The sequence below is a fragment of the Microbacterium sp. p3-SID336 genome, assembly GCF_025143365.1.
GTDB lineage: Bacteria > Actinomycetota > Actinomycetes > Actinomycetales > Microbacteriaceae > Microbacterium.
In genome coordinates, this window is the sequence record NZ_JALXPE010000047.1 from 1 (window position 1) to 18,955 (window position 18,955).

Below are 18,955 nucleotides of genomic sequence, written 5' to 3' on the forward strand. Positions count from 1 at the left end.
GTACATCATGAACGTGATCGTGGTCCCGGTCGCAGGGGTGCTGACGGTGCTGCCGCTGATCGTCGCAGGCGTCCCGTTGGAGATCGCCGCGCTGATCCCGGTCCCGGTGATGGCGCTGTTCTTCGGGTGGCTCCCGCACAACGACGTCGCCTACGACTCGACGGCGCTGTGGACTCATGTCGCCAGCGGGGTGCGCGGCCTTCCGGATCGGCTCGGACGCCTCGTACCCGTGCTGCTGGTCGCCGTGCCGGTGCTCGCTATCGCCGTCCCGCTCTCTCTGCTCCTCGTCGGCAGCTGGGGCCTCATCCTCCCGCTCGTCGGGCTGGGGGCGAGCCTGCTGTTCAGCGCACTCGGGATCTCGAGCGTGGTCTCCGTGGTGGCGCCCTACGCCGTCTCCCGCCCGGGGGACAGTCCGTTCCAGCAGCCGCAGCGCCCCACGTCGCACGGCGCCTACGGCCCCGCGGCGGCGTTCGTCGGTGCGATCGTGCTGAGTGCTCCGACGATCTGGCTCTTCACGGCGACGATCGTCTCCGGCTCGGCGTACGCCCCGGCGGCGTTCTGGGTCGGCATCTTCACCGGTGCGGTGGTCCTCGTGGCCGGAGCTGTCGTCGGCGGTCGGATCTTCGAACGCAGCGGCGAGCGGCTCATGGAGTTCGTCGAGACCGCATGACCGCCGCCCGCCGGGGCAGCTGCGCGGTTAGACTCACGGGATGAGTACTCCGCTGGACAGCCCCGATCAGGGCGGCGTGGCAACGCTTGATCGCGAACTGGAAGAGCTCCTCCGCGAGGAGAACATCGAACCGGGCGACCACGAGCGCTTCTCGCACTACGTGAAGAAGGACAAGATCCTCGAATCCGCGATCACCGGGAAGCCGGTCCGCGCACTCTGCGGCAAGAAGTGGACCCCGGGGCGGGACCCCGAGAAGTTCCCGATCTGCCCCACGTGCAAGGAGATCTACGAGTCGATGGTCGGCTGACCCCAGTCGGCTTCCACGTACACGGTGGGGATCGCCGGGTCGGACTTGCTGAGCGCGAGCGCCCGCACCGGCAGCTCCTCGCGAACGCGCAGGTGGTGCGCCCTGGCCGCGGCCGTACCCTCGACGCCCTCATGCGCGGTGTCGATCTCGCCCGCCTCGACGAGAGTGATCTGGAGCGGACGGCCGTCCCGGTGCTCCGCGGGCGTGTCGAGCTCTTCGAAGCCGTCGGACACCACGACCGTCTCGGCGGTGGCGACGCCGTCGGTGAGTGTGCGGAACGCGGCCTTGCGTCCTCCGTGCGACGCTTTGTCGGTTGAGGCCTTGGCCACGCCGATCCACGCGCCCTCCGCATCCTGCCTGGCGACGAGCTTGTACACCATGCTCGCGGTGGGGTACCCCGAGCCGGTCACCACCGAGGTGCCGACGCCGTAGGCGTCCACGGGGGAGGCCGCGAGGGCGGCGATGGCGTACTCGTCCAGGTCACTCGTGACGGTGATGCGTGTCTGCGTCGCGCCGAGCTCGTCGAGCTGTGCGCGCACCTCGGCCGCCACGATCGGGAGGTCGCCGGAGTCGATGCGCACCCCGCCGAGGGTCGTGCCGGCCACGCGGATCGCGGTCTCGACGCCGGAGCGGATGTCGTACGTGTCGACCAGCAGGGTGGTGTCGACGCCCATGCTGTCGACCTGGGCGCGGAACGCATCCTCCTCGCTGTCGTGCAGCAGCGTCCACGAGTGCGCCGCGGTTCCCATCGTGGGGATGCCCCACGTGCGACCGGCCTCCAGGTTGCTGGTGGCCCCGAAGCCCGCGATGTAGGCGGCGCGGGCCGCGGCGACCGCCGAGCGCTCGGCTGCCCGTCGGGAGCCCATCTCCGCCAGCGGACGCTCGCCCGCCGCGATGCTCATCCGCGCGGCGGCCGTCGCCACCGCCGAATCGTGGTTGAGCACGCTCAGCGCGAGCGTCTCCAGCACCACCGCATCGGCGAAGGAGCCCTCGACGGTGAGGATGGGCGATCCGGGGAAGTACAGCTCGCCCTCGCGGTAGCCCCGGATCGTTCCGGTGAAGCGGTAGTCCTCGAGATGGGCGATCGTCGCGGCGTCGACGACCTGCTGGTCGCGCAGGAACCGCAGCTCGTCCTCACCGAAGCGGAATTCGCGGAGGAGGCCGAGCAGCCGGCCCGTTCCCGCCACGACACCGAACCGACGGCCGCCGGAGAGCCTGCGGGAGAAGAGCTCGAACACGCTCGGACGGAACGCTGTGCCGTCCCGGAGGGAGGCGGCGAGCATCGTGAGCTCGTAACGGTCGGTGAGCAGCGCCGTCGACGTGGTCATGCGCTCAGCTTAGTGAGCCGTGATGCGCGACGCGGTCCGCACGCGGGTAGGCTGGGGAGTCATGAACGACGCGCCGATCGGGATCTTCGACTCCGGTGTCGGCGGGCTCACGGTGGCCAGGGCCATCCGGGCCCAGCTGCCCCGCGAATCGTTCGTCTACATCGGCGACACGGCGCATTCTCCGTACGGGCCGAAGCCGATCGCCGACGTCCGGCGCTACGCGCTCGATGTACTCGACACCCTCGTCGACCAGGGCGTGAAGATGCTCGTGATCGCGTGCAACACCGCCTCGGCCGCGATGCTCCGCGACGCCAGGGAGCGCTACGACGTCCCGGTGGTCGAGGTGATCGGGCCGGCGGTGCGCCGCGCGGTCTCCACCACCCGCAACGGCCGCGTCGGCGTGATCGGCACGGTCGGCACGATCGGCTCCCGCGCCTACCAGGACATGCTCGAGGTGAACGAGCGCCTGCAGGTGTTCACGGCCGCCTGTCCGCGCTTCGTGGAGTTCGTGGAGGCCGGCGTGACCGGGACCCCGGAGGTGCTCGAGGTCGCGGAGCAGTACCTGGCACCGCTGCGCGAGGCCGGCGTGGACACGCTCGTGCTCGGCTGCACCCACTACCCGTTCCTGCGCGGGGCCATCAGCTACGTGATGGGGGAGGGCGTCACGCTCGTCTCCAGCGACGATGAGACCGCGGGGGACGTGTACCGGCAGCTCGTGCGCGGCGATCTCCTCGCCCCCGCCGATGCGACGGCCACTTACGTGTACGAGGCCACCGGCGCCTCGACCGACGACTTCACCGCGCTCGCGAACCGCCTGATGGGTCGCGAGGTGCGCGACGTGCAGCTCGTCCAGACGGGCGTCATCACCCTGCCCCACCCCGCCCTCGACTCGCACTGAGCGACTCGAACCGCCACGACCGAGAGAAGCACATGACCGACATCGTCCGCGCCGACGGCCGCACCGCCTCGCAGCTCCGCGAGATCACCATCGAGCGCGGTTGGAGCGCCCAGGCGGAGGGATCCGCGCTGATCAGCTTCGGCGGCACCAAGGTGCTGTGCACGGCGTCGTTCACGAACGGCGTGCCCCGCTGGCTCACCGGCAAGGGCAAGGGGTGGGTCACGGCGGAGTACGCCATGCTGCCGCGCGCGACCAACAGCCGCAACGACCGCGAGAGCGTGAAGGGCCGCATCGGCGGCCGCACGCACGAGATCTCGCGGCTCATCGGCCGCGCCCTGCGCGCCGTGGTCGACACCAAGGCGCTCGGCGAGAACACCATCGTGATCGACTGCGACGTGCTGCAGGCGGACGGCGGCACCCGCACCGCCGCGATCACCGGAGCGTACGTGGCACTCGCGGACGCCATCGAATGGGGCCGGGAGAAGAAGTTCATCGGCCGCAACTCGACGCCGCTGCTCGACTCTGTCTCCGCGGTGTCGGTGGGCATCGTCGACGGGGAGCCGCTGCTCGACCTCGCGTATGTCGAGGACGTGCGGGCCGAGACCGACATGAACGTGGTCGTCACCGGCCGGGGGCTCTTCGTCGAGGTGCAGGGCACTGCCGAAGGTGCGCCGTTCGACAAGCGCGAGCTCGATGCGCTGCTGGAGCTCGGTGTGGCGGGATGCGCCGACCTGAAGGAGCGGCAGCTCGCCGCGCTGGCGGAGGCCTGACCGTGCGCGTCGTCCTCGCGACCCACAACCCGCACAAGGTCGAGGAGTTCCAGCAGATCGTGCAGCAGGCACGGCCCGACCTGGAGGTGGTCGGCTATGACGGCCCCGAGCCGGTCGAGGACGGTGTGACCTTCGCGGAGAACGCCCTCCTCAAGGCCAGGGCGGCGGCCGCGCACACAGGGCTCGCGGCGCTGGCGGACGACTCGGGCATCTGCGTGGACGTGCTCGGAGGATCCCCCGGGGTGTTCTCCGCCTACTGGGCGGGGCAGAAGAAAGATGCGGCGGCGAACCTCGAGCTGCTGCTCGATCAGCTGCACGACATCGCCGATCCCCACCGCAGGGCGCACTTCACCTCGACCATCGCTCTCGTGCTCCCGGACGGCCGCGAGCACGTCGTCGAGGGCATCTGGCCCGGACGCCTGGCGCGGACCGCTGCGGGGGCGGGCGGCTTCGGCTACGACCCGATCTTCATCCCGGACGGGCAGCCCGCAGACGCCGAACGCACGGTGGGGGAGTTCACCGCGGACGAGAAACAGGCGCAGTCGCATCGCGCGCGGGCCTTCGCCGCACTCGTGCCGCTCCTCGCCGCGCTCTGAGCACCGCGACGCAGAACCCCTGCTGACGGTGAGAATCGTTACCCTTCCCGACAAGCCCGCAGCGGCCTCCAGAGGCTGCCTACCGGTCTAGCCTGGGGGCATGCACGATCACGCGCCCGTTCCCGGCGGCATCCGCTCCGCGAGCAGCAGACGCCTCCTCGCGATCTCGCTGACCCTCACCGCCACGGTCATGGTGGTGCAGGTCGTGGGGGCGCTGCTCACCGGCTCCCTGGCGCTGCTCGCCGACGCCGCGCACATGTTCACCGATGCCTCCGCGCTCGTGATCGCCCTCATCGCCGCCACGGTGGCCGCGCGCCCCGCCGACGACCGCCGCACGTTCGGGTACCAGCGGGCCGAGGTCTTCGGCGCGCTCATCAACGCCGTGATCCTGATCGGTCTGGCGACCGTCGTCGCCGTGCAGGGCGTGGAGCGCCTGCTGAACCCGGCGACGGTGGAGGTCGCCGGTGGCCTCATGCTCGTCGTGGCCGTGGTCGGCCTGCTCGCCAACGCCGTGTCCATGTGGCTGCTGAGCCGGGCGCAGCGCACCAACCTGAACGTGCGCGGCGCGTACCTGGAGGTGATGGGAGACCTCCTCGGGTCGCTGATGGTGATCGTCGCCGCTGCCGTGATCCTGCTCACCGGATGGATGCCCGCCGACGCGATCGCCTCCCTGTTCATCGCCGCGATGATCATCCCGCGGGCGGTCGTCCTGCTGCGGGAGGTGTTCTCCGTTCTGTCCGAGTCCGCGCCGAAGGGGATGGCCGTCGGGGAGATCCGGACGCATCTGCTGGGCTACGAGGGCGTCGTGGGCGTGCACGACGTACACGTGTGGCAGCTCACGCGCGGCGCTCCGGTGTTCACCGCACACGTGCAGGTGCGGCCTGAGCTGCTGTCGGACGGACGCTCGGCAGCCCTGCTCGCGGAGATGCAGTCGTGCCTCGCGGATCACTTCGACGTGGAGCACTCCACGTTCCAGATCGAACCGGCGGAGCAGTCGGACTGCGAGCCGCACCACGCCTGACGCCCGGATCGTCAGGTCTCCACCACGATCTCGTCGGGCGACTTGTCCGGTCGCAGGCCGCGCCACCGCGCGTGCCGGAGAATGCCGTCCGGGGTCCAGTTGGCGAACTCCACCTCGCCGACGAGCTCGGGGCGCACCCAGAGGGCGTCGGACGCGTCCGGGCGCGGCACGCCCTCCAGCGGTGCGGCGTGCACCCGCAGGGGCTCCAGCCGGGACAGGAGATCGCGCAGGATGCGGTCGGAGAACCCCGTGCCAACCCTGCCGATGTAGCGCAGCTCGCCCGCCTCGGGCACGGCGAGCAGCAGGGAGCCGAGCGTGCCCTCGCGCTCGCCCTTGCCCGGACGGATGCCCACGACCACGGCTTCCTGCATCCGCGTGTTCTTGAGCTTGAGCCACGACGGCGAGCGCATGCCCGGCCGGTAGCGCGACGCGGGATCCTTGACCAGCACGCCCTCCAGCCCGAACTCGGCGCTGGCGGCGAGCGCGGCGTCCACATCGTCGAACACCGGCGGCAGCTGCACGGGAGCATCGAGGTCGGACACGAGGTCCTCCAGGAGAGTCCGCCGTTCACGCAGAGGCATGCCGGTGAGATCGTGGCCGTCGAGACGCAGCAGGTCGAACAGCATGTACACGACAGGAGTGCGCACGACCTCGCGCTCGATCTCGCGCGGACGGGTCAGGTGCATGCGGTTCTGCAGCAGCGAGAAGCTCGGGCGCGCGTCGGCGTCGAATGCGACGATCTCGCCGTCGACGATCGCCTCCTCGACCGGGAGGAACGGGGCGCCGTCCGCCGTCAGCTCGGGGTAGCGTGCCGTGATGTCGGTGCCGCGGCGGGCGTGCAGCAGCATCCGTCCGTCGCGCCACGTGCCGATCGCGCGGATGCCGTCCCACTTCACCTCCACCCAAGACGGGGTGCTGAGACCGCGGGCGATCGCGGGCGTGCCGTTCTCCGCGAGCATGGGGTCGAGCGAGGGCGGCGTCGCACCGGCGGCGGGCGGCGGGGCCGCGGCGAGGGGACGGCGAGTGCGCGCGGTGCCGACGGCGTGGCCCGTCCCCGTGATGCGTGTCATCCCCGCGCGGGTGCCGCTCCTGTCGACCGGGCCCTCCGACGCGGGAGCGGTCGTCGCCGCCGTCGCGCTCACGCTCGGTGCGGACCGCGCCTCTGCACGGTGCAGGCTCGCGAGGGGGTCCATGCCCGCGGCGGCTCTGGCCAGCACCTCGTCGAGCTCCAGATGGGCGAGCGCGGGATCGTCGAGCTCCTCCCACGTGCGCGGCGCCGCGACTCCCGGCCGTGCGCGTCCGCGCAGGGAGTAGGGCGAGATGGTCGTCTTCTTGCCGTTGTTCTGGCTCCAGTCGAGGAACACCTTCCCCCCACGCACCGCCTTGGACATGACGCTGGTGGCGAGGTCGGGGTGGTCGTTCTCGATGATGCGCGCGAGCTCCTTCACCACGGCCGACACCTCGGCGCTGGTCTGCTCGCCCGGGAGCGCGGCGTAGAGGTGGATGCCCTTGCTGCCGCTCGTGACGGGGAGGGGGTCCAGGCCCATGCCGGTGAGCAGCCCGCGTGCCAGACGGGCGACCTCGGCGCACTGGGCGAGCCCCACGCCGGGGCCCGGGTCGAGGTCGAGCACGAGGCGGTCCGGTCGCCCGGGGAGTCCGTTCGCGTCGAACCGCCACTGCGGCACGTGCAGCTCGATGGCGGCGACCTGTGCGAGCCAGACCAGGGTGGGCACGTCCTCCACCAGGGGATACGCCTTGGGGCCGTCCGAGTGCTGGATGTCCTGGCGCGGGATCCAGTCGGGGGCTCCCGGTTCGAGCTGCTTGGTGAAGAACGCGTCGCCCGGGGCGTCCGCGGTTCCCACGCCCTCCACCCAGCGCTTGCGCGTCACGGGACGGCCGTCGAGGAGGGGGAGCAGGAGCGGCGCGATCGCGGTGTAGTAGGCGATGACCTCGCCCTTGGTGGTGCCCGTCTCCGGATAGACGACCTTGTCCAGGTTCGTCACGCGCAGACGCCGTCCGTCGACCTGCACGACCTGCGCCTCTCCCACCATGCGCCCAGCGTAGTCAAGGGGTGGTCGTGACGGGTGGGGCTGGTGTCTACTGGTGTGATGAGGACCATCTGGAAGGGCGCGCTGACGTTCGGGCTCGTGAACGTCCCGGTGAAGGTGTACTCCGCGACCGAGGATCACGACGTCCCGCTGCACCAGGTGCACGATAAGGACGGCGGCCGCATCCGCTATCAGCGCACGTGCGAGGTGTGCGGCGAGACCGTCGCCTACTCCGACATCGACCGGGCCTACGTCGACGACGGCCAGACCGTGGTGCTGACCAAGGACGACCTGGCCGCCCTGCCCGCGGAGAAGAGCCGCGAGATCGACGTGGTCGAGTTCGTGCCCTCCGAGCAGGTGGATCCGCTCACCCTCGACAAGCCGTACTACCTGGAGCCCGACTCGAAGTCGCCCAAGGCGTACGTGCTGCTGCGCAAGACGCTCGAGCAGACGGACCGCACCGCGATCGTGCGCTTCACCCTGCGCCAGAAGACCCGACTCGCCGCCCTGCGCGTGCGCGGCAAGGTGCTCGTGCTGCAGACGCTGCTCTGGTCGGATGAGGTGCGCGCGGCGGAGTTCCCCTCGCTCGACGAGGACGTGCGGATCTCGAAGAAGGAGCTCGAACTGTCGTCGTCGCTCGTCGACAGCTACTCGGCCGACTTCGACCCGGAGGAGTTCGTCGACGAGTACCAGAAGGAGCTGCGCACGCTGATCGACGCGAAGATCGACGCGGGCGAGACGTTCGATGTGGCGGAGACCTTCGGCGACACCGAGAAGGCGGCGGACGGCGGCGAGGTCATCGACCTGATGGAGGCGCTGCGCGCGAGTGTCGCGCGCTCGAAGGAGAAGCGCTCGAAGAGCGCGGGCTGACGCCGCCGGGCGTCACGTGCGGGTCAGTGCCTGCCGTCGCCGTCGAGGTCGGGGGCGCGGTCGAACACCTCGGGGTCGAGCACCAGCTGCTCGGCCTCGTCGTGGTCGACCACCACGTCCTCACCCGCGGCGGCGGCCTTCTTCGCCTTGTGCCGCTCCATGAGGTAGTGCCACAGCGTGACGATCGCCGTGCCGCCCACCGCGATCAGCAGGATCACGTCGATGTAGTCGACGACGAGATCGCGGATCCAGGGGATGTAGGCGATGAGATAGCCGACCATGGTCAGGCCGAAGCCCCAGATCATCGCGCCGATGAAGTTGTACAGCGTGTACCGGCGCCACGGCATGTGCCCGACACCCGCGGCGACGGGGGCGAAGGTGCGGACGATCGGCACGAAGCGCGCGAGGATCACGGTCAGGCCGCCGAAGCGCTCGAAGAACGCGTTCGTGCGCTCCACGTTCTTGCGGCTGAACAGGCCGGACTCCTTGCGCTCGAACACCGCCGGTCCGCCCTTGTGGCCGATGACGTAGCCGACCTCGCCGCCGATGAAGGCGGAGAGCGCGATGAGCAGCGACACCACCCAGATGTTCACCCCGAACACGTTGCTGGTATGCGTCAGCAGTCCCGCGATGATCAGCAGCGTGTCGCCCGGGAGGAGGAAGCCGACGAGCAGGCCTGTCTCGGCGAAGATGATGAAGCAGACCACCAGGAGCGCCCACGGACCCGCCGCCCCGATGATCGTCTGCGGATCGAGCCACGGGATGAGAGCGGTGGGTGCGTGCAGCATGGATTCGAGCACTGGCGGGATTCCCGTCGGTCGTGAGGTGTCGGCGGTGGAGCGATGCGGATGCCACGGCATCCGTCGTGCGGAAGGTGGGACTTGAACCCACACGCCCTGGGGCACAGGAACCTAAATCCTGCGTGTCTGCCAATTCCACCACTCCCGCGCGGTGGGATCAGTCTACTGACCGCGGGGCCGGATGAATCTGGGGATCGGCCCGCAGTTCTGCGCGGTGCCGGGTCAGTCTCGATTCGCCCGTTCGAGGTGCACGGACGCGACGACGACGCCTGCCGCCAGCGCGCCAAGGCCACCGAGCGCCATGTCGCCGATGGTGTCCTGGTAGGTCACGAAGATCTCATCCGTCACGAACGTGCGTCCTGCCCACTCGATCATCTCCCACACGGCGCTGACCGCGAGCCCCAGCGTCGTGCACACGACGAGGGGCACGCGTGGCGCGAAGGCGGCAGAACCCTGGGGCACGACGATGCCGGCGCGGGCGAGTACCAGGTAGCCGGTCGCCGCGATGGCACCGGTGCACAGGAAGTGCACGACCAGGTCCCACCCCGGGATCGAGCGGTAGAGGTCGAAGACGTTGCTCGCCGCGGCCACCAGCACGATCGCGCCCACGGCGAGATCGGCGCCGCCGCGCATGCCGAGCATCCGCGGGAGCATGAGTGCCGGAAGAGCGAGCGCGAGGATTCCCGCGTCTGTCGCAGTGGACCAGATCGCCGCCACGAGCACGCTGAGGATTCCCAGCACCCGGATGAGGTCGGCTCCGTACTCCGCGACCGTGCGCGGCGGCCGGAGGAAGTCGTCCTTCACGATGCCTCCCCGCGGGCGGCGCCGCGCGAGGACGCGTCGAGCAGCGCCAGCACCGGGAGGTGATCGGACGGCCACCCGCCATCGTGCATGCGTGCGTCGACGCCGACGCTGCGGACGAGGATGTCCGGCGACACCAGGATCCCGTCGATGCGGTGCCCTCGGCGCGGTCGGCGGTACCCGGCGAACGTGCGCCACTCCGGGGTCGCGTGCGACGCCGCGGCGGTCCAGGCGTCGCGGAGCAGCCTCTCGTCCATCAGTGCCCGCCACGGCGCGGACCCCGCGGGGGCGTTGAGGTCGCCCATCACGATCACGCGCTCCGCAGGTGCCGGCAGCGCACCGCGCAACGCCTGCGCCTGCCGCAGCCTGGCATGTGCGGAGAATGCATCGAGGTGCGTGTTGACCGCGGTCAGCGTCTCCCCGGTGCCTCGATCGCGGAACTGCGCCTCGACCATCACGCGGGGGAGCAGCGCGGTCCACGAGGTGGAGCCGGGGACGTCGGGGCGGTCGGACAGGGCGCGCTGCCGCCAGGAGAGCAGCTCCAGCTGCTCGGCGTCGTAGAACAGGGGGCACCCTTCGCCGCGCGGACCGGGACGACGCCCGTGGCCGACGAAGCGATACGCGGCACCGAGTGCGCTGCCGATGACAGCGGCCTGGCCGAGCATCGCCTCCTGCACCCCGAGCAGCTGCGGGCGCTCGGTGCGCAGCAGCTCCGCCACGCGGTCCCGTCGCGTGGTCCAGCGGTCGGCTCTGCGCCACGTGAACCGGCCGAGGTCGCGGCGCACGTTGAACGACATCACGAGCAGTTCCGTATCGCCGCGTGGTCCGAGCAGCGGCGCCGTCATGCGCGCCACCTTCCGGGTGCAGGCACCTGCAGGCGATGCAGCACACGACGCAGCAGTAGCCGTGTCCACCGCACCGGAGGGAAGTCCTGCGGCCAGTGCACCAGCACGGTGCGGAAGCCCCGAACGACGCGACGGGCGAACGAACGACCGCTGCCGAACGGCCGCATCGAGATGCCCATGCCCGCGGCGGGCAGCCAGCGGAGGCGGTGCCGCTCGCCTAGATGGAACGCCAGGTCGAGGTCGTCGTGGAGCTCGGGGTCCACACGGTGCACCCTCTCCCGTACGTCCTGCCAGGCGGCGCGGCGGAGGGCGAGGTTGGAACCGAACAGCGGCACATGCCCGAGGGCCGAGCCGCAGACCGCGACGTACGCGAAGAGGTACGCGGCGGCGAGAGGACGGCGCAGGGCGCGGGGGCCGTCCAGGAAGCGTGCGCCTCCCGTCCAGGCCGCCACCCGGGGGTCGCGAACGCACGCCGTCACCATGGTCTCCACCCACCGTGCCTCCGGCACGCAGTCCGCGTCGAGCCGGAGGATCACGTCCCCGGTCGCGGCGTCGTAGCCCGCTGCGCTCGCCGCGGGGGTTCCGGGGTGATCGCAGCGGATGACGCGGGCGCCGTGCGCGGCGGCCACCGCGGCAGAGGCGTCGACGGAGGCGTTGTCCACCACCACGACCTCGGTCGGCGTCAGTGTCTGGGCGTCGAGAGCACGCAGGCACCGGCCGAGCTCCTCCGCATCGTCCTTGACGGGTATCACCACCGTCACGGTGGGCACGGGGGCGGCTGGGATGGCGCGGTGCACGTCGTCTCCTCGTGGATCGTGACCTCAGGCTAGGGCGCGCGCTGTGCGGCGACGACACGGTTGACACTCGTTGCGCCGCTCGATAGAGCGCGGATGTGGATAACTCAGGAGGGAGCGGACGCTTCCTTGTCAGGATGCTGAGGTGACCCACCCCGCCATGGACATCGCCGAACTCGTCCGCCGTCGCCTTCGCGCCGAGGGCATCGACCCCGCGGTCGACCCGGAGCGTGCGCGCTCGATCGCCAGGGCGGAGGTCCGTCGCCACGATGACCTCGCGCTCGCCCGAGGTGCGGCGACCGTGGAGGACGAGGCCGCGTGCGTGCGTGACGTGCTGGCGTCGGTGAGCGGCTTCGGGGTGCTGCAACCGCTGCTCGACGCGACCGACGTGGAGGAGATCTGGGTCAACGGCGACGGCGCCGTGCACATCGCGAGGGGCGGCAGCGCCGAGCGCACCTTCCTCCGGCTCGAGGAGGCCACCGTGCGCGACCTGGTGGAGCGCATGCTGCAGTCGACCGGGCGCCGCGTCGACATCGGTCAGCCCTTCGTGGATGCCTCTCTTCCCGACGGCTCCCGGCTGCACGTCGCGATCGCCGACGTTGTGCGCGGGTCCTGGGTGGTGAACATCCGGAAGTTCCTGCGCGGGCATCGCTCCGTCGAGGCTCTCGTCGCCCAGGGGGCGATGACAGCGGCGGTGGCCGAACTGCTCACGGCGGCGATGCGCGACCGCGCCTCCGTGATCGTGTCGGGGGCGACGCATACCGGCAATACCACATGGCATAAGTGACGCCACTGCAGAGCGGTCGCCGCAGCCGGGGGAGTAGACACGCAACGCGGGCGCAGGAATATTTTTGCATATTGAATGTTGATTTGAGCGAAGGATGCGGTAACCTACAACCATGTCATTGCTCAGCGCGATCGATGAGCCCGGCCGAATCATGCTCGGCACGGTGCGGGTCGCGCGCGGACTGACCCAGCACGACCTGGCTCAGGAGACCAAGATCTCGCAGGGCCTGCTCTCGAAGGCGGAGAGCGGCGTGATCGCCCTGGACGAGGAACGGCTGGCGGTCTTGGCAGAAGCGCTCGGCGCGCCTCAGGACCTCATCTCGATGCCGGTCTCAGAAGTCGGCTCTTCGCCGTATGTGTTCCATCGGAAGCGCTCGACCCTTCCGGTGTCGAAGGTCAACCAGCTGCGTGCCGAGCTTGACCTCACCCACGTGCAGGTCGCGGGCATCCTCGGGCGCTGGGCGCCCCAGCTGCGTCTGGAGCGGATCCCCTTGCCCGAGGACGGTTTCGACAGTCCGGAAGACATCGCTCGCCAGGTTCGATCCGCGCTCGGCGTCCCCGAGGCGCCTGTGATGCATCTCGCCCGTGCCCTCGAGGAGGCCGGGGTCGTCGTCGTGACCCGGCCCCTGGGCTCAACGAGGATCGACGCCATCGTGAGCTGGCCTACCGGACGTTCGCCGCTGGTGCTGCTGGGCGACCACGCGCCGGCAGACCGCCAGCGGTTCTCCCTCGCGCACGAGCTCGCGCATGCGGTGATGCACCAGGTGCCGACCGAGGAGCAGGAGAGCGAGGCGGACCGGTTCGCGAGCGAGTTCCTGATGCCAGCCGCCGCGATCCGTCCGCAGCTGGAGGGGTTGACCATCCCGAAGCTCGCGAAGCTGAAGGCCACGTGGGGTGTCTCGATGGCGGCGTTGCTGCGCCGCGGACGGGACCTCGGCCTGGTCAACGATGCGCAGTACCGGCAATTGAACGTAGAGCTGTCCCGTGCGGGCTACCGGACGAATGAACCGGTAGAGGTTCCTCGCGAGAATCCCGCGCTGCTGCCGCGGGTCATCCAGGAGCGCCTGGGATCCGGAGAGACCATTGCAGACATCGCTCGGTCTGCGCGGATGACCGAGGGCGAGTTCATCGAGCTGTACGCAGGAGGGACGGCATGAGCACCGAGATCATCACCGGTAGCGGCGGCCGCCCGCCCGGCGGTATCGGCACCGCACCGAATCCCGCCGACACCCGGGCCGCCAAGCGCCTCGGTACCCGCGTACTGGTCGTCGCCAGCGGCGAGGCCGAGGCCACCGCCCCGCACGTCGACCCGGTGGTGAGCGGACTTGTCATCGCCGGTGCCGTGGCGCACCGAACGCTGCGCGCGCTGCGCAAGAACTACCCGGACCTCGTGATGATGATCGAGCCCACCTCGACCTCGGTCTGGGCGACCAGGGAGCTCCCGTTCATGCTCGACGTCTCGGGGATCTTCCCCGAGGGACTCGACGATGTCTTGGACGCGCAACTGCAGGCGGGTGCGACCGTCGCCGTCACGCCGACCGCCGTGTTCCAGGCCGGCGACTCGGATGCCATGAAGGCCGCCCTCGAGATGGTGAACAAGCTCAAGCGCGACGACTTCGTGTTCTTGCTGCCGATCCACTACCGGTGGCTGGACAAGGCGAACATCAAGCAGCTCATCGCGATCATCAAGCGCAGCCAACACCCGGTGGCGATCGCGTTGGTCGACAGCTCCTCGAACCCGCTGGAGCACGCTGGCGCGATCCCGGGCTACCGTCGCCTCTTCGAGGCGGCATCGTGGGCGATGCCCTGGCGTGCAGACCTCGGCGCATTCGATGCGCTCGCCCACGGTGCTCGCGCAGCGGTGATCGGCCAGCTCCCGAGCCTGCGACGGATCGCCCTGCCAGGCAAGGGGGGCTTCTCCTCCGACAAGAGCGACATGTCCCCGCACGTGCTGCTGCGCAAGCTCCTTCGGTACCGGCGCAGCAGCAAGATGCAGCAGGACTGGTTCGCCAGCGCCGCGCCCGAAACGTGCCCGTGCCCGCACTGCGGTGGCCGCGCGATCGACCGGTTCAACGGCTCGGACGAGCAGCGCCTCGAGGCCCACTTGCACAACCTGCACGAGACCACTGTCATGCGGCGCGAGATCGACGGCTACACCCCCGAGCAGATCGCCGCCTGGTGGAAGCAGCGGCTGCTCGACGTGGAGTACGAGCGGCAGGCGCTGAAGGGCCGTATCGGCGTCGAGGTGAATCTCACCCCGGATGTCAAGGAGTGGCTCCGCGAGAGCTGAACAGGCCTAGGCGTCGATCGTCGCCTGCTGGGCAAGCAGGCGTTCGGCGAACAGCCACGACGCCCCGGTGTACCGAGCGGGGGCGAACGGCGCAGGCTCGATGACGCGACTTGGTGTCTGGTCGACGCTGTCGCCGCGCACGGAGATCCCGATCCCGAGGTAGCCGGCCTCGAGGCGCAGCTCGACGTCGTCGGCCGGAAGGCGGTCGAGGATCAGCTCTCGCGAACCATAGGGTGCGAAACGCGACGCGACGCTAAGCCCGTCGCGCCAGCGGGCCGCAGCCACCGTCACGTGCCGGACGCTGAGTGGCGGCGATGCACGCCGAATCGCGCCGGCGGCGCCGTGGGCGGTGCTGATCTCGACGGCGCCGCTGCGCGCGCCGATCATCAGCAGTCTCCAGTCGAAGTCCGACATCGCCTCTTTGCTGACCGTCGCAGCGTGCGGCATCGCCACGAGCACATTGAGTAGGTCGAGGTTAAGGAGCGGTCGGCAACCGTCTCGCTGACGTCGGCGGAGCTCATGCTGATCAAGGTCAACGTCGATGACGACGTCCAGCCGTCCCAGGCGCAGCGGCACGCGTACCGACGGAACATCGGCGGCGGCGCTGTTCACAACGAGCCGAGTCATCTATGCCTCCTTCCCCGCAGTGATAGGTGCGTCCGCGCCTGCGTGGGCGCGTTCCCGAAGCTGGGACATGGCTCTCCAGAACGGGTGGCTCTCCCGGCGGTAGCGCTGCGTCCGCTCACCGCTGCGCCGCTCCACGCGCGACAGGAGACCCACCGAGCACAAGATCCCGAGGAGCCTGTGCACGCTGCTCGCGCCGAGGCTGGTGGCTCGTTCGAGTTGGGGCGAAGTGAACTCGACCGCGCCCTGGGCGATCGCGCTGGTGACGTGGAGCATGTGCTGGTTGCCGAACAGCGTCTTTGACCACGACTGCTCCGTCCCCACCCTGTTCTCCACGACGCTATCATATTCAAGATTCCGGTATCTTGAATAGTGACGAATCGGACGCGCCGACCGTTGGACGGAGCATTGTCACGGCTGGCGACCGATCTTCGGCTGCGGAGGCCGTGAGTATCGCGCAGATCAGTGCTCGTCGGAATGACAGCGACGCCGTCTTCCAGCGCTGGCGGAGTGCGTCGGCACCGGTGGACAGCAGGCGGTGGCTGCTGTGTGCAGCCAGGTCGACGGCGTGGCTCTTGATTGCGGCGATGGGGTGGCGCCGCTGGTCAAGGTAGGCGGGTCGGTCTAGGTCGCCGCCGCCGAAAGCGGCCGAGAGCGTCCGCAGCTGCTCTCGAGCGCTCCGCAGTCCGATGAGCAGGCTGTTCAAATCCGCCAGGCGGTCGGAGGTGATGGTGTGCTGTTCGATCTCGGCGAGAACGCGCGACTCGACTACAAGATTCATGTAGTCGGCATCGGCGACGCGGGCGTTGCAGTGCTCGCTCGCGCTGCGGCAGGAGTAGACGCGTCAGCCACGAGATGTGACGCCCGCGACGAGCCGGTTCCCGCAACTGCTGCAACGTGCGATGCCCCCGAGAAGGCTGCTGGATGAGCGCGCAGCGTCACGGCGAGGAGCGATCAGGAACGCCTGGATGAGCATCGACTCGTCCGGTGTGATGATCGGGTCCCATTGGCCGGGGACCTCGGCTTGTCGGCTCCGATCGAGGCGCCGCCGATGGAGTCGATCGCTGCGGAGGATCGAGCGGATCGTCGTCTCACCCCACGATGGCTGGCCCGTCGGACTCGGGAGGCCGGCCGCAGTGAGCTCTCGAGCGATCGTGCTCGCGGAGATGCCGACGAGGTAGTCGTCGACGATGCGTTGCACGACGCCGGACTGCGTGGCGTGGACTCGGCCGCCGGGGAGGTAGCCATAGGCGGCTCTGCCATGCCAGAGCCCGCTCCCGGCGCGGTGTTGCTGCGCCCGGGCGATGCGCGCGCCCTTGTGCGCGGACTCGTAGTTGGCGAACGATACGAGTTGACGGGCGAACAGGCGTCCCTCGTGTCGATTCAGGTCGAAGGATCCGCCTTGGACGGATTCGATTCTCACCGGATGGCTGTCGAGCAGATCCAGGAGTTGCTCGAGCTCACGAGATTGGCGATAGAGCCGATCCAGGTGCCACACGATTACTGTCGCCGTGGGGGAGCGTTCGATCTGCTGGAGGAGGTGCTGGTAGCCGGGGCGGGTCCGGTCCTGGTAGGCGGAGACGGCTTCGTCGACGAACTCGATCGTGCGCGTATATCCGAGTCGGTCCGCCAGCTCGGCGCAGTCATCGCGTTGCTGCCGGATGGAGGCGTGCTCGCTGGTCCGGTTGACGGAGATCCGGAGATAGACCAGGGCGGTGTTGAGTTGTATGAGAGTGCTCCAGTGCTACCCGGGCGCACCGCAGCGTCCCGCCCGTGGCGAGCAAGCTGCCAGGCTCGGCGTCAGGGGTTGTAAATGATGCGGACCCGAGTCGGGTCAAAGCTCCGGCCCCGCCTGCCGGGGGCTACGTTCAGCTTCTTGATGAGGGTAGTGATCACGGCACGTCGATCCGTGGTGTCGAGGCTGTGCCACCAGGTTTCCAGTGCCGCTGGGTTGCCGATCGGTGCGGCGTAGAGGGCGACGGCGCCTCCAGCGGCAACGAGTTGCTGCTCCGCTGCCCGCAGGGCATCCTCCGCCGCCTGGAGGCCCGCCCGAAACTCGCCGCCGGTGATCGTCCGGGCCTTGCGATCCTCCTCAAGCTGCCCAATCCGGGCATTGATGTCCACGATCCGCCGCAGCACCGCGGTCGTCGACTCCGTGTTCTCGGACGGCCGTGGGTGGCCGAGCCGGTGCAGGACGCGTTCGGTGACGTAGTCATCGAGGTGGGTGGCGCTGATGCTCAGGCCGCCGCGCTCGGGCCGGGAAGGATCCTTCTGGCAGACGTACCGCAAGGTCGATGCAGCGCCGGGGGAGGAGGTGTGCCCGGCGATAGTGAGCCCGGCACCGCACAGTCCACACTGCGCGATACCCCCGAGAAGGGTGCGGCGTGCCGGGGCGGTACGGCGACGCGCAGGATCGGCGAGGATCGCCCTGATCTGCTCGGTCTCCTCCGGGGTGATGATCGGTTCCCAATCGCCGGGGGCCAGGATTTCTCGCCCGCCTGCAGGGTCGGCGCGGGTGTCGGGTGCGTAGGCGCGCTGTCCGGATATCCGAGCGGACGCCAGGACGCTGCGCACCGTCTGCGAGTGCCACAGGCCGGACGTGCCGCCCCCGGCTCGCAGAGGTGGGATACCGGACTGGTTCAACCAGGTCGTGATCGAGCGGATCGAATCTCCAGCCAAGAAACGGTCTGCCATCTGCCGTACCACGGCTGCTTGTTCCGCGATCAGCACGCCTCCGGCTGCGTACCCGTAGCGAGCAGGCCCGTGCCAGCGGCCCTGCTCGGCCAGGCGCTTGTTGGCGCGTTTGACCCGGTCGGACTTGTGCCCGGACTCGTAGGCGGCGATCGCCACGAGCTGTCGGGCCATCAGGCGACCCTCGGTGGTGTTTAAGTCAAAGCCGCCGCCGCGGACCGCGTCGATGCGCACCGGGTGGCGCTCGACCAGAGCGATCAGATCCTCCAACTCCCTGGGCTGCCGGTAGAGACGGTCGACGTGCCACACGATGACCCGCGAGACGCCAGCACGGATCCGCGCGACGAGTGCGTCGTAGCCGGGGCGGCGTCCGCCGTCGAACGCGGACACATCGTTGTCGATGAACACCTGCGGGTCCGTGAAGCCGAGCTGGTCGGCGAGGGCGAGGCAATCCTCCTGCTGACGTTGCACGCCGGCGTGCAAACCGGTGCGGTCCTGCGAGATCCGCAAGTACACCGCCACATCCACCGTCTGCCCCGTCCCGTTCCCGGCTCCAGGGTGCGGTGCCGCGTAGGACTAGCTTGCTGGAGGCGGGCCGGTTCGGCCTTGCAGCCTCCACCGGCGCGCCTCATCTAGGTCCGGCAGCCCGCCGTGCGAATCCGCGTGCGGACGCTCCCGCAAAAGGGTTTCGGCCTCCAGGATGGCGGCGGCGACGTCCTCGTTGGGGAGGAACGTGTCGGACTCCCCATAGATGCCGTCCCACTGGATCAAACCCATTCCCGGAGGATAGTCCCGCGCCCGAGACCGAACTAGTGC

The 18,955-nt window shown here is 69.7% G+C and carries 21 protein-coding genes, 1 tRNA gene and 1 pseudogene; 10 read left to right on the forward strand and 13 right to left on the reverse strand.

Annotated features, from left to right (window positions below; all coding sequences use genetic code 11):
• Together M3C17_RS13895 and M3C17_RS13900 are read left to right on the forward strand one after the other, a co-directional pair.
• Nucleotides 1-670: pseudogene (locus M3C17_RS13895) on the forward strand (hypothetical protein); the annotation flags it as partial.
• Nucleotides 671-710: 40 nt separating this feature from the next.
• Nucleotides 711-977, forward strand: a complete 267-nt coding sequence (locus tag M3C17_RS13900; RefSeq protein ID WP_060923586.1) for a DUF3039 domain-containing protein — start codon at nucleotides 711-713, stop codon at nucleotides 975-977.
• Here M3C17_RS13900 and M3C17_RS13905 read toward each other — a convergent pair.
• Entirely contained in the window at nucleotides 956-2,305 is a 1,350-nt protein-coding gene (locus M3C17_RS13905; RefSeq protein WP_259978473.1) for a nicotinate phosphoribosyltransferase, read from the reverse strand. The genes M3C17_RS13900 and M3C17_RS13905 overlap by 22 nt on opposite strands.
• A gap of 61 nt (nucleotides 2,306-2,366) precedes the next feature.
• Here M3C17_RS13905 and murI point away from each other — a divergent pair, with 61 nt between their 5' ends.
• From murI to M3C17_RS13925, 4 genes are all read left to right on the forward strand, one after another.
• Nucleotides 2,367-3,203, forward strand: a complete 837-nt coding sequence (gene murI, locus M3C17_RS13910) for a glutamate racemase (protein WP_259978474.1) — start codon at nucleotides 2,367-2,369, stop codon at nucleotides 3,201-3,203.
• Nucleotides 3,204-3,235: 32 nt separating this feature from the next.
• Nucleotides 3,236-3,973, forward strand: a complete 738-nt coding sequence (rph, locus tag M3C17_RS13915; RefSeq protein ID WP_259978475.1) for a ribonuclease PH — start codon at nucleotides 3,236-3,238, stop codon at nucleotides 3,971-3,973.
• On the forward strand, nucleotides 3,925-4,569 hold the full coding sequence (rdgB, locus tag M3C17_RS13920) for an RdgB/HAM1 family non-canonical purine NTP pyrophosphatase (RefSeq protein WP_259978476.1): 645 nt from the start codon (nucleotides 3,925-3,927) through the stop codon (nucleotides 4,567-4,569). Before rph ends, rdgB begins: the two co-directional genes overlap by 49 nt.
• A gap of 100 nt (nucleotides 4,570-4,669) precedes the next feature.
• A complete protein-coding gene (locus M3C17_RS13925) occupies nucleotides 4,670-5,590 on the forward strand; it encodes a cation diffusion facilitator family transporter (RefSeq protein ID WP_259978477.1) in 921 nt (306 codons plus the stop codon).
• 11 nt (nucleotides 5,591-5,601) lie between these two features.
• Here M3C17_RS13925 and ligD read toward each other — a convergent pair whose 3' ends face one another.
• Nucleotides 5,602-7,641 carry a non-homologous end-joining DNA ligase gene (gene ligD, locus M3C17_RS13930; RefSeq protein ID WP_259978478.1) on the reverse strand — a complete coding sequence of 680 codons (2,040 nt, stop codon included), beginning with the start codon at nucleotides 7,639-7,641 and terminating at the stop codon, nucleotides 5,602-5,604.
• A gap of 57 nt (nucleotides 7,642-7,698) precedes the next feature.
• Here ligD and M3C17_RS13935 point away from each other — a divergent pair, with 57 nt between their 5' ends.
• The gene (locus M3C17_RS13935) at nucleotides 7,699-8,508 is read left to right on the forward strand and encodes a Ku protein (protein ID WP_259978479.1); all 810 of its coding nucleotides are present in this window, start codon (nucleotides 7,699-7,701) and stop codon (nucleotides 8,506-8,508) included.
• 23 nt (nucleotides 8,509-8,531) lie between these two features.
• Here the strand turns inward: M3C17_RS13935 and M3C17_RS13940 are convergent, their stop codons facing one another.
• From M3C17_RS13940 to M3C17_RS13960, 5 genes are all read right to left on the reverse strand, one after another.
• Nucleotides 8,532-9,296 carry a DedA family protein gene (locus tag M3C17_RS13940; RefSeq protein ID WP_259978481.1) on the reverse strand — a complete coding sequence of 255 codons (765 nt, stop codon included), beginning with the start codon at nucleotides 9,294-9,296 and terminating at the stop codon, nucleotides 8,532-8,534.
• Nucleotides 9,297-9,374: 78 nt separating this feature from the next.
• Nucleotides 9,375-9,456 (reverse strand) — tRNA-Leu (locus tag M3C17_RS13945).
• A gap of 74 nt (nucleotides 9,457-9,530) precedes the next feature.
• On the reverse strand, nucleotides 9,531-10,112 hold the full coding sequence (locus M3C17_RS13950) for a hypothetical protein (RefSeq protein ID WP_259978482.1): 582 nt from the start codon (nucleotides 10,110-10,112) through the stop codon (nucleotides 9,531-9,533).
• Nucleotides 10,109-10,954: an endonuclease/exonuclease/phosphatase family protein gene (locus M3C17_RS13955; protein ID WP_259978483.1), complete on the reverse strand. Its 846-nt coding sequence runs from the start codon at nucleotides 10,952-10,954 to the stop codon at nucleotides 10,109-10,111. Before M3C17_RS13955 ends, M3C17_RS13950 begins: the two co-directional genes overlap by 4 nt.
• A complete protein-coding gene (locus tag M3C17_RS13960) occupies nucleotides 10,951-11,751 on the reverse strand; it encodes a glycosyltransferase family 2 protein (RefSeq protein WP_259978485.1) in 801 nt (266 codons plus the stop codon). Before M3C17_RS13960 ends, M3C17_RS13955 begins: the two co-directional genes overlap by 4 nt.
• 142 nt (nucleotides 11,752-11,893) lie before the next feature.
• On the opposite strand from M3C17_RS13960, the gene M3C17_RS13965 reads away from it, so the two are divergent.
• The 3 genes from M3C17_RS13965 (at nucleotide 11,894) to M3C17_RS13975 (ending at nucleotide 14,824) form a co-directional block, all read left to right on the forward strand.
• Nucleotides 11,894-12,535, forward strand: a complete 642-nt coding sequence (locus M3C17_RS13965; protein ID WP_259978486.1) for an ATPase, T2SS/T4P/T4SS family — start codon at nucleotides 11,894-11,896, stop codon at nucleotides 12,533-12,535.
• Nucleotides 12,536-12,686: 151 nt separating this feature from the next.
• On the forward strand, nucleotides 12,687-13,691 hold the full coding sequence (locus M3C17_RS13970) for an ImmA/IrrE family metallo-endopeptidase (protein ID WP_259978487.1): 1,005 nt from the start codon (nucleotides 12,687-12,689) through the stop codon (nucleotides 13,689-13,691).
• Nucleotides 13,688-14,824: a hypothetical protein gene (locus M3C17_RS13975; protein WP_259978489.1), complete on the forward strand. Its 1,137-nt coding sequence runs from the start codon at nucleotides 13,688-13,690 to the stop codon at nucleotides 14,822-14,824. Before M3C17_RS13970 ends, M3C17_RS13975 begins: the two co-directional genes overlap by 4 nt.
• A 6-nt stretch (nucleotides 14,825-14,830) precedes the next feature.
• Here M3C17_RS13975 and M3C17_RS13980 read toward each other — a convergent pair whose 3' ends face one another.
• The 6 genes from M3C17_RS13980 to M3C17_RS14005 all read right to left on the reverse strand — a co-directional run bounded on the left by M3C17_RS13980 (nucleotide 14,831) and on the right by M3C17_RS14005 (nucleotide 18,916).
• A complete protein-coding gene (locus tag M3C17_RS13980) occupies nucleotides 14,831-15,451 on the reverse strand; it encodes a hypothetical protein (protein WP_259978490.1) in 621 nt (206 codons plus the stop codon).
• Nucleotides 15,452-15,784 carry a hypothetical protein gene (locus tag M3C17_RS13985; protein ID WP_259978491.1) on the reverse strand — a complete coding sequence of 111 codons (333 nt, stop codon included), beginning with the start codon at nucleotides 15,782-15,784 and terminating at the stop codon, nucleotides 15,452-15,454.
• A 13-nt stretch (nucleotides 15,785-15,797) separates the two neighbouring features.
• Complete coding sequence (locus M3C17_RS13990) at nucleotides 15,798-16,229, reverse strand: hypothetical protein (RefSeq protein WP_259978492.1); 432 nt, start codon at nucleotides 16,227-16,229, stop codon at nucleotides 15,798-15,800.
• Between the two features lie 63 nt (nucleotides 16,230-16,292).
• Nucleotides 16,293-17,177: a recombinase family protein gene (locus tag M3C17_RS13995; RefSeq protein WP_311198446.1), complete on the reverse strand. Its 885-nt coding sequence runs from the start codon at nucleotides 17,175-17,177 to the stop codon at nucleotides 16,293-16,295.
• A 71-nt stretch (nucleotides 17,178-17,248) separates the two neighbouring features.
• Nucleotides 17,249-18,667, reverse strand: a complete 1,419-nt coding sequence (locus M3C17_RS14000) for a recombinase family protein (protein WP_259978493.1) — start codon at nucleotides 18,665-18,667, stop codon at nucleotides 17,249-17,251.
• Nucleotides 18,668-18,715: 48 nt separating this feature from the next.
• Nucleotides 18,716-18,916 (reverse strand): hypothetical protein, encoded by a 201-nt coding sequence (locus tag M3C17_RS14005; RefSeq protein WP_259978494.1) that lies wholly within the window; start codon nucleotides 18,914-18,916, stop codon nucleotides 18,716-18,718.
• Between the last annotated feature and the right edge of the window lie 39 nt (nucleotides 18,917-18,955).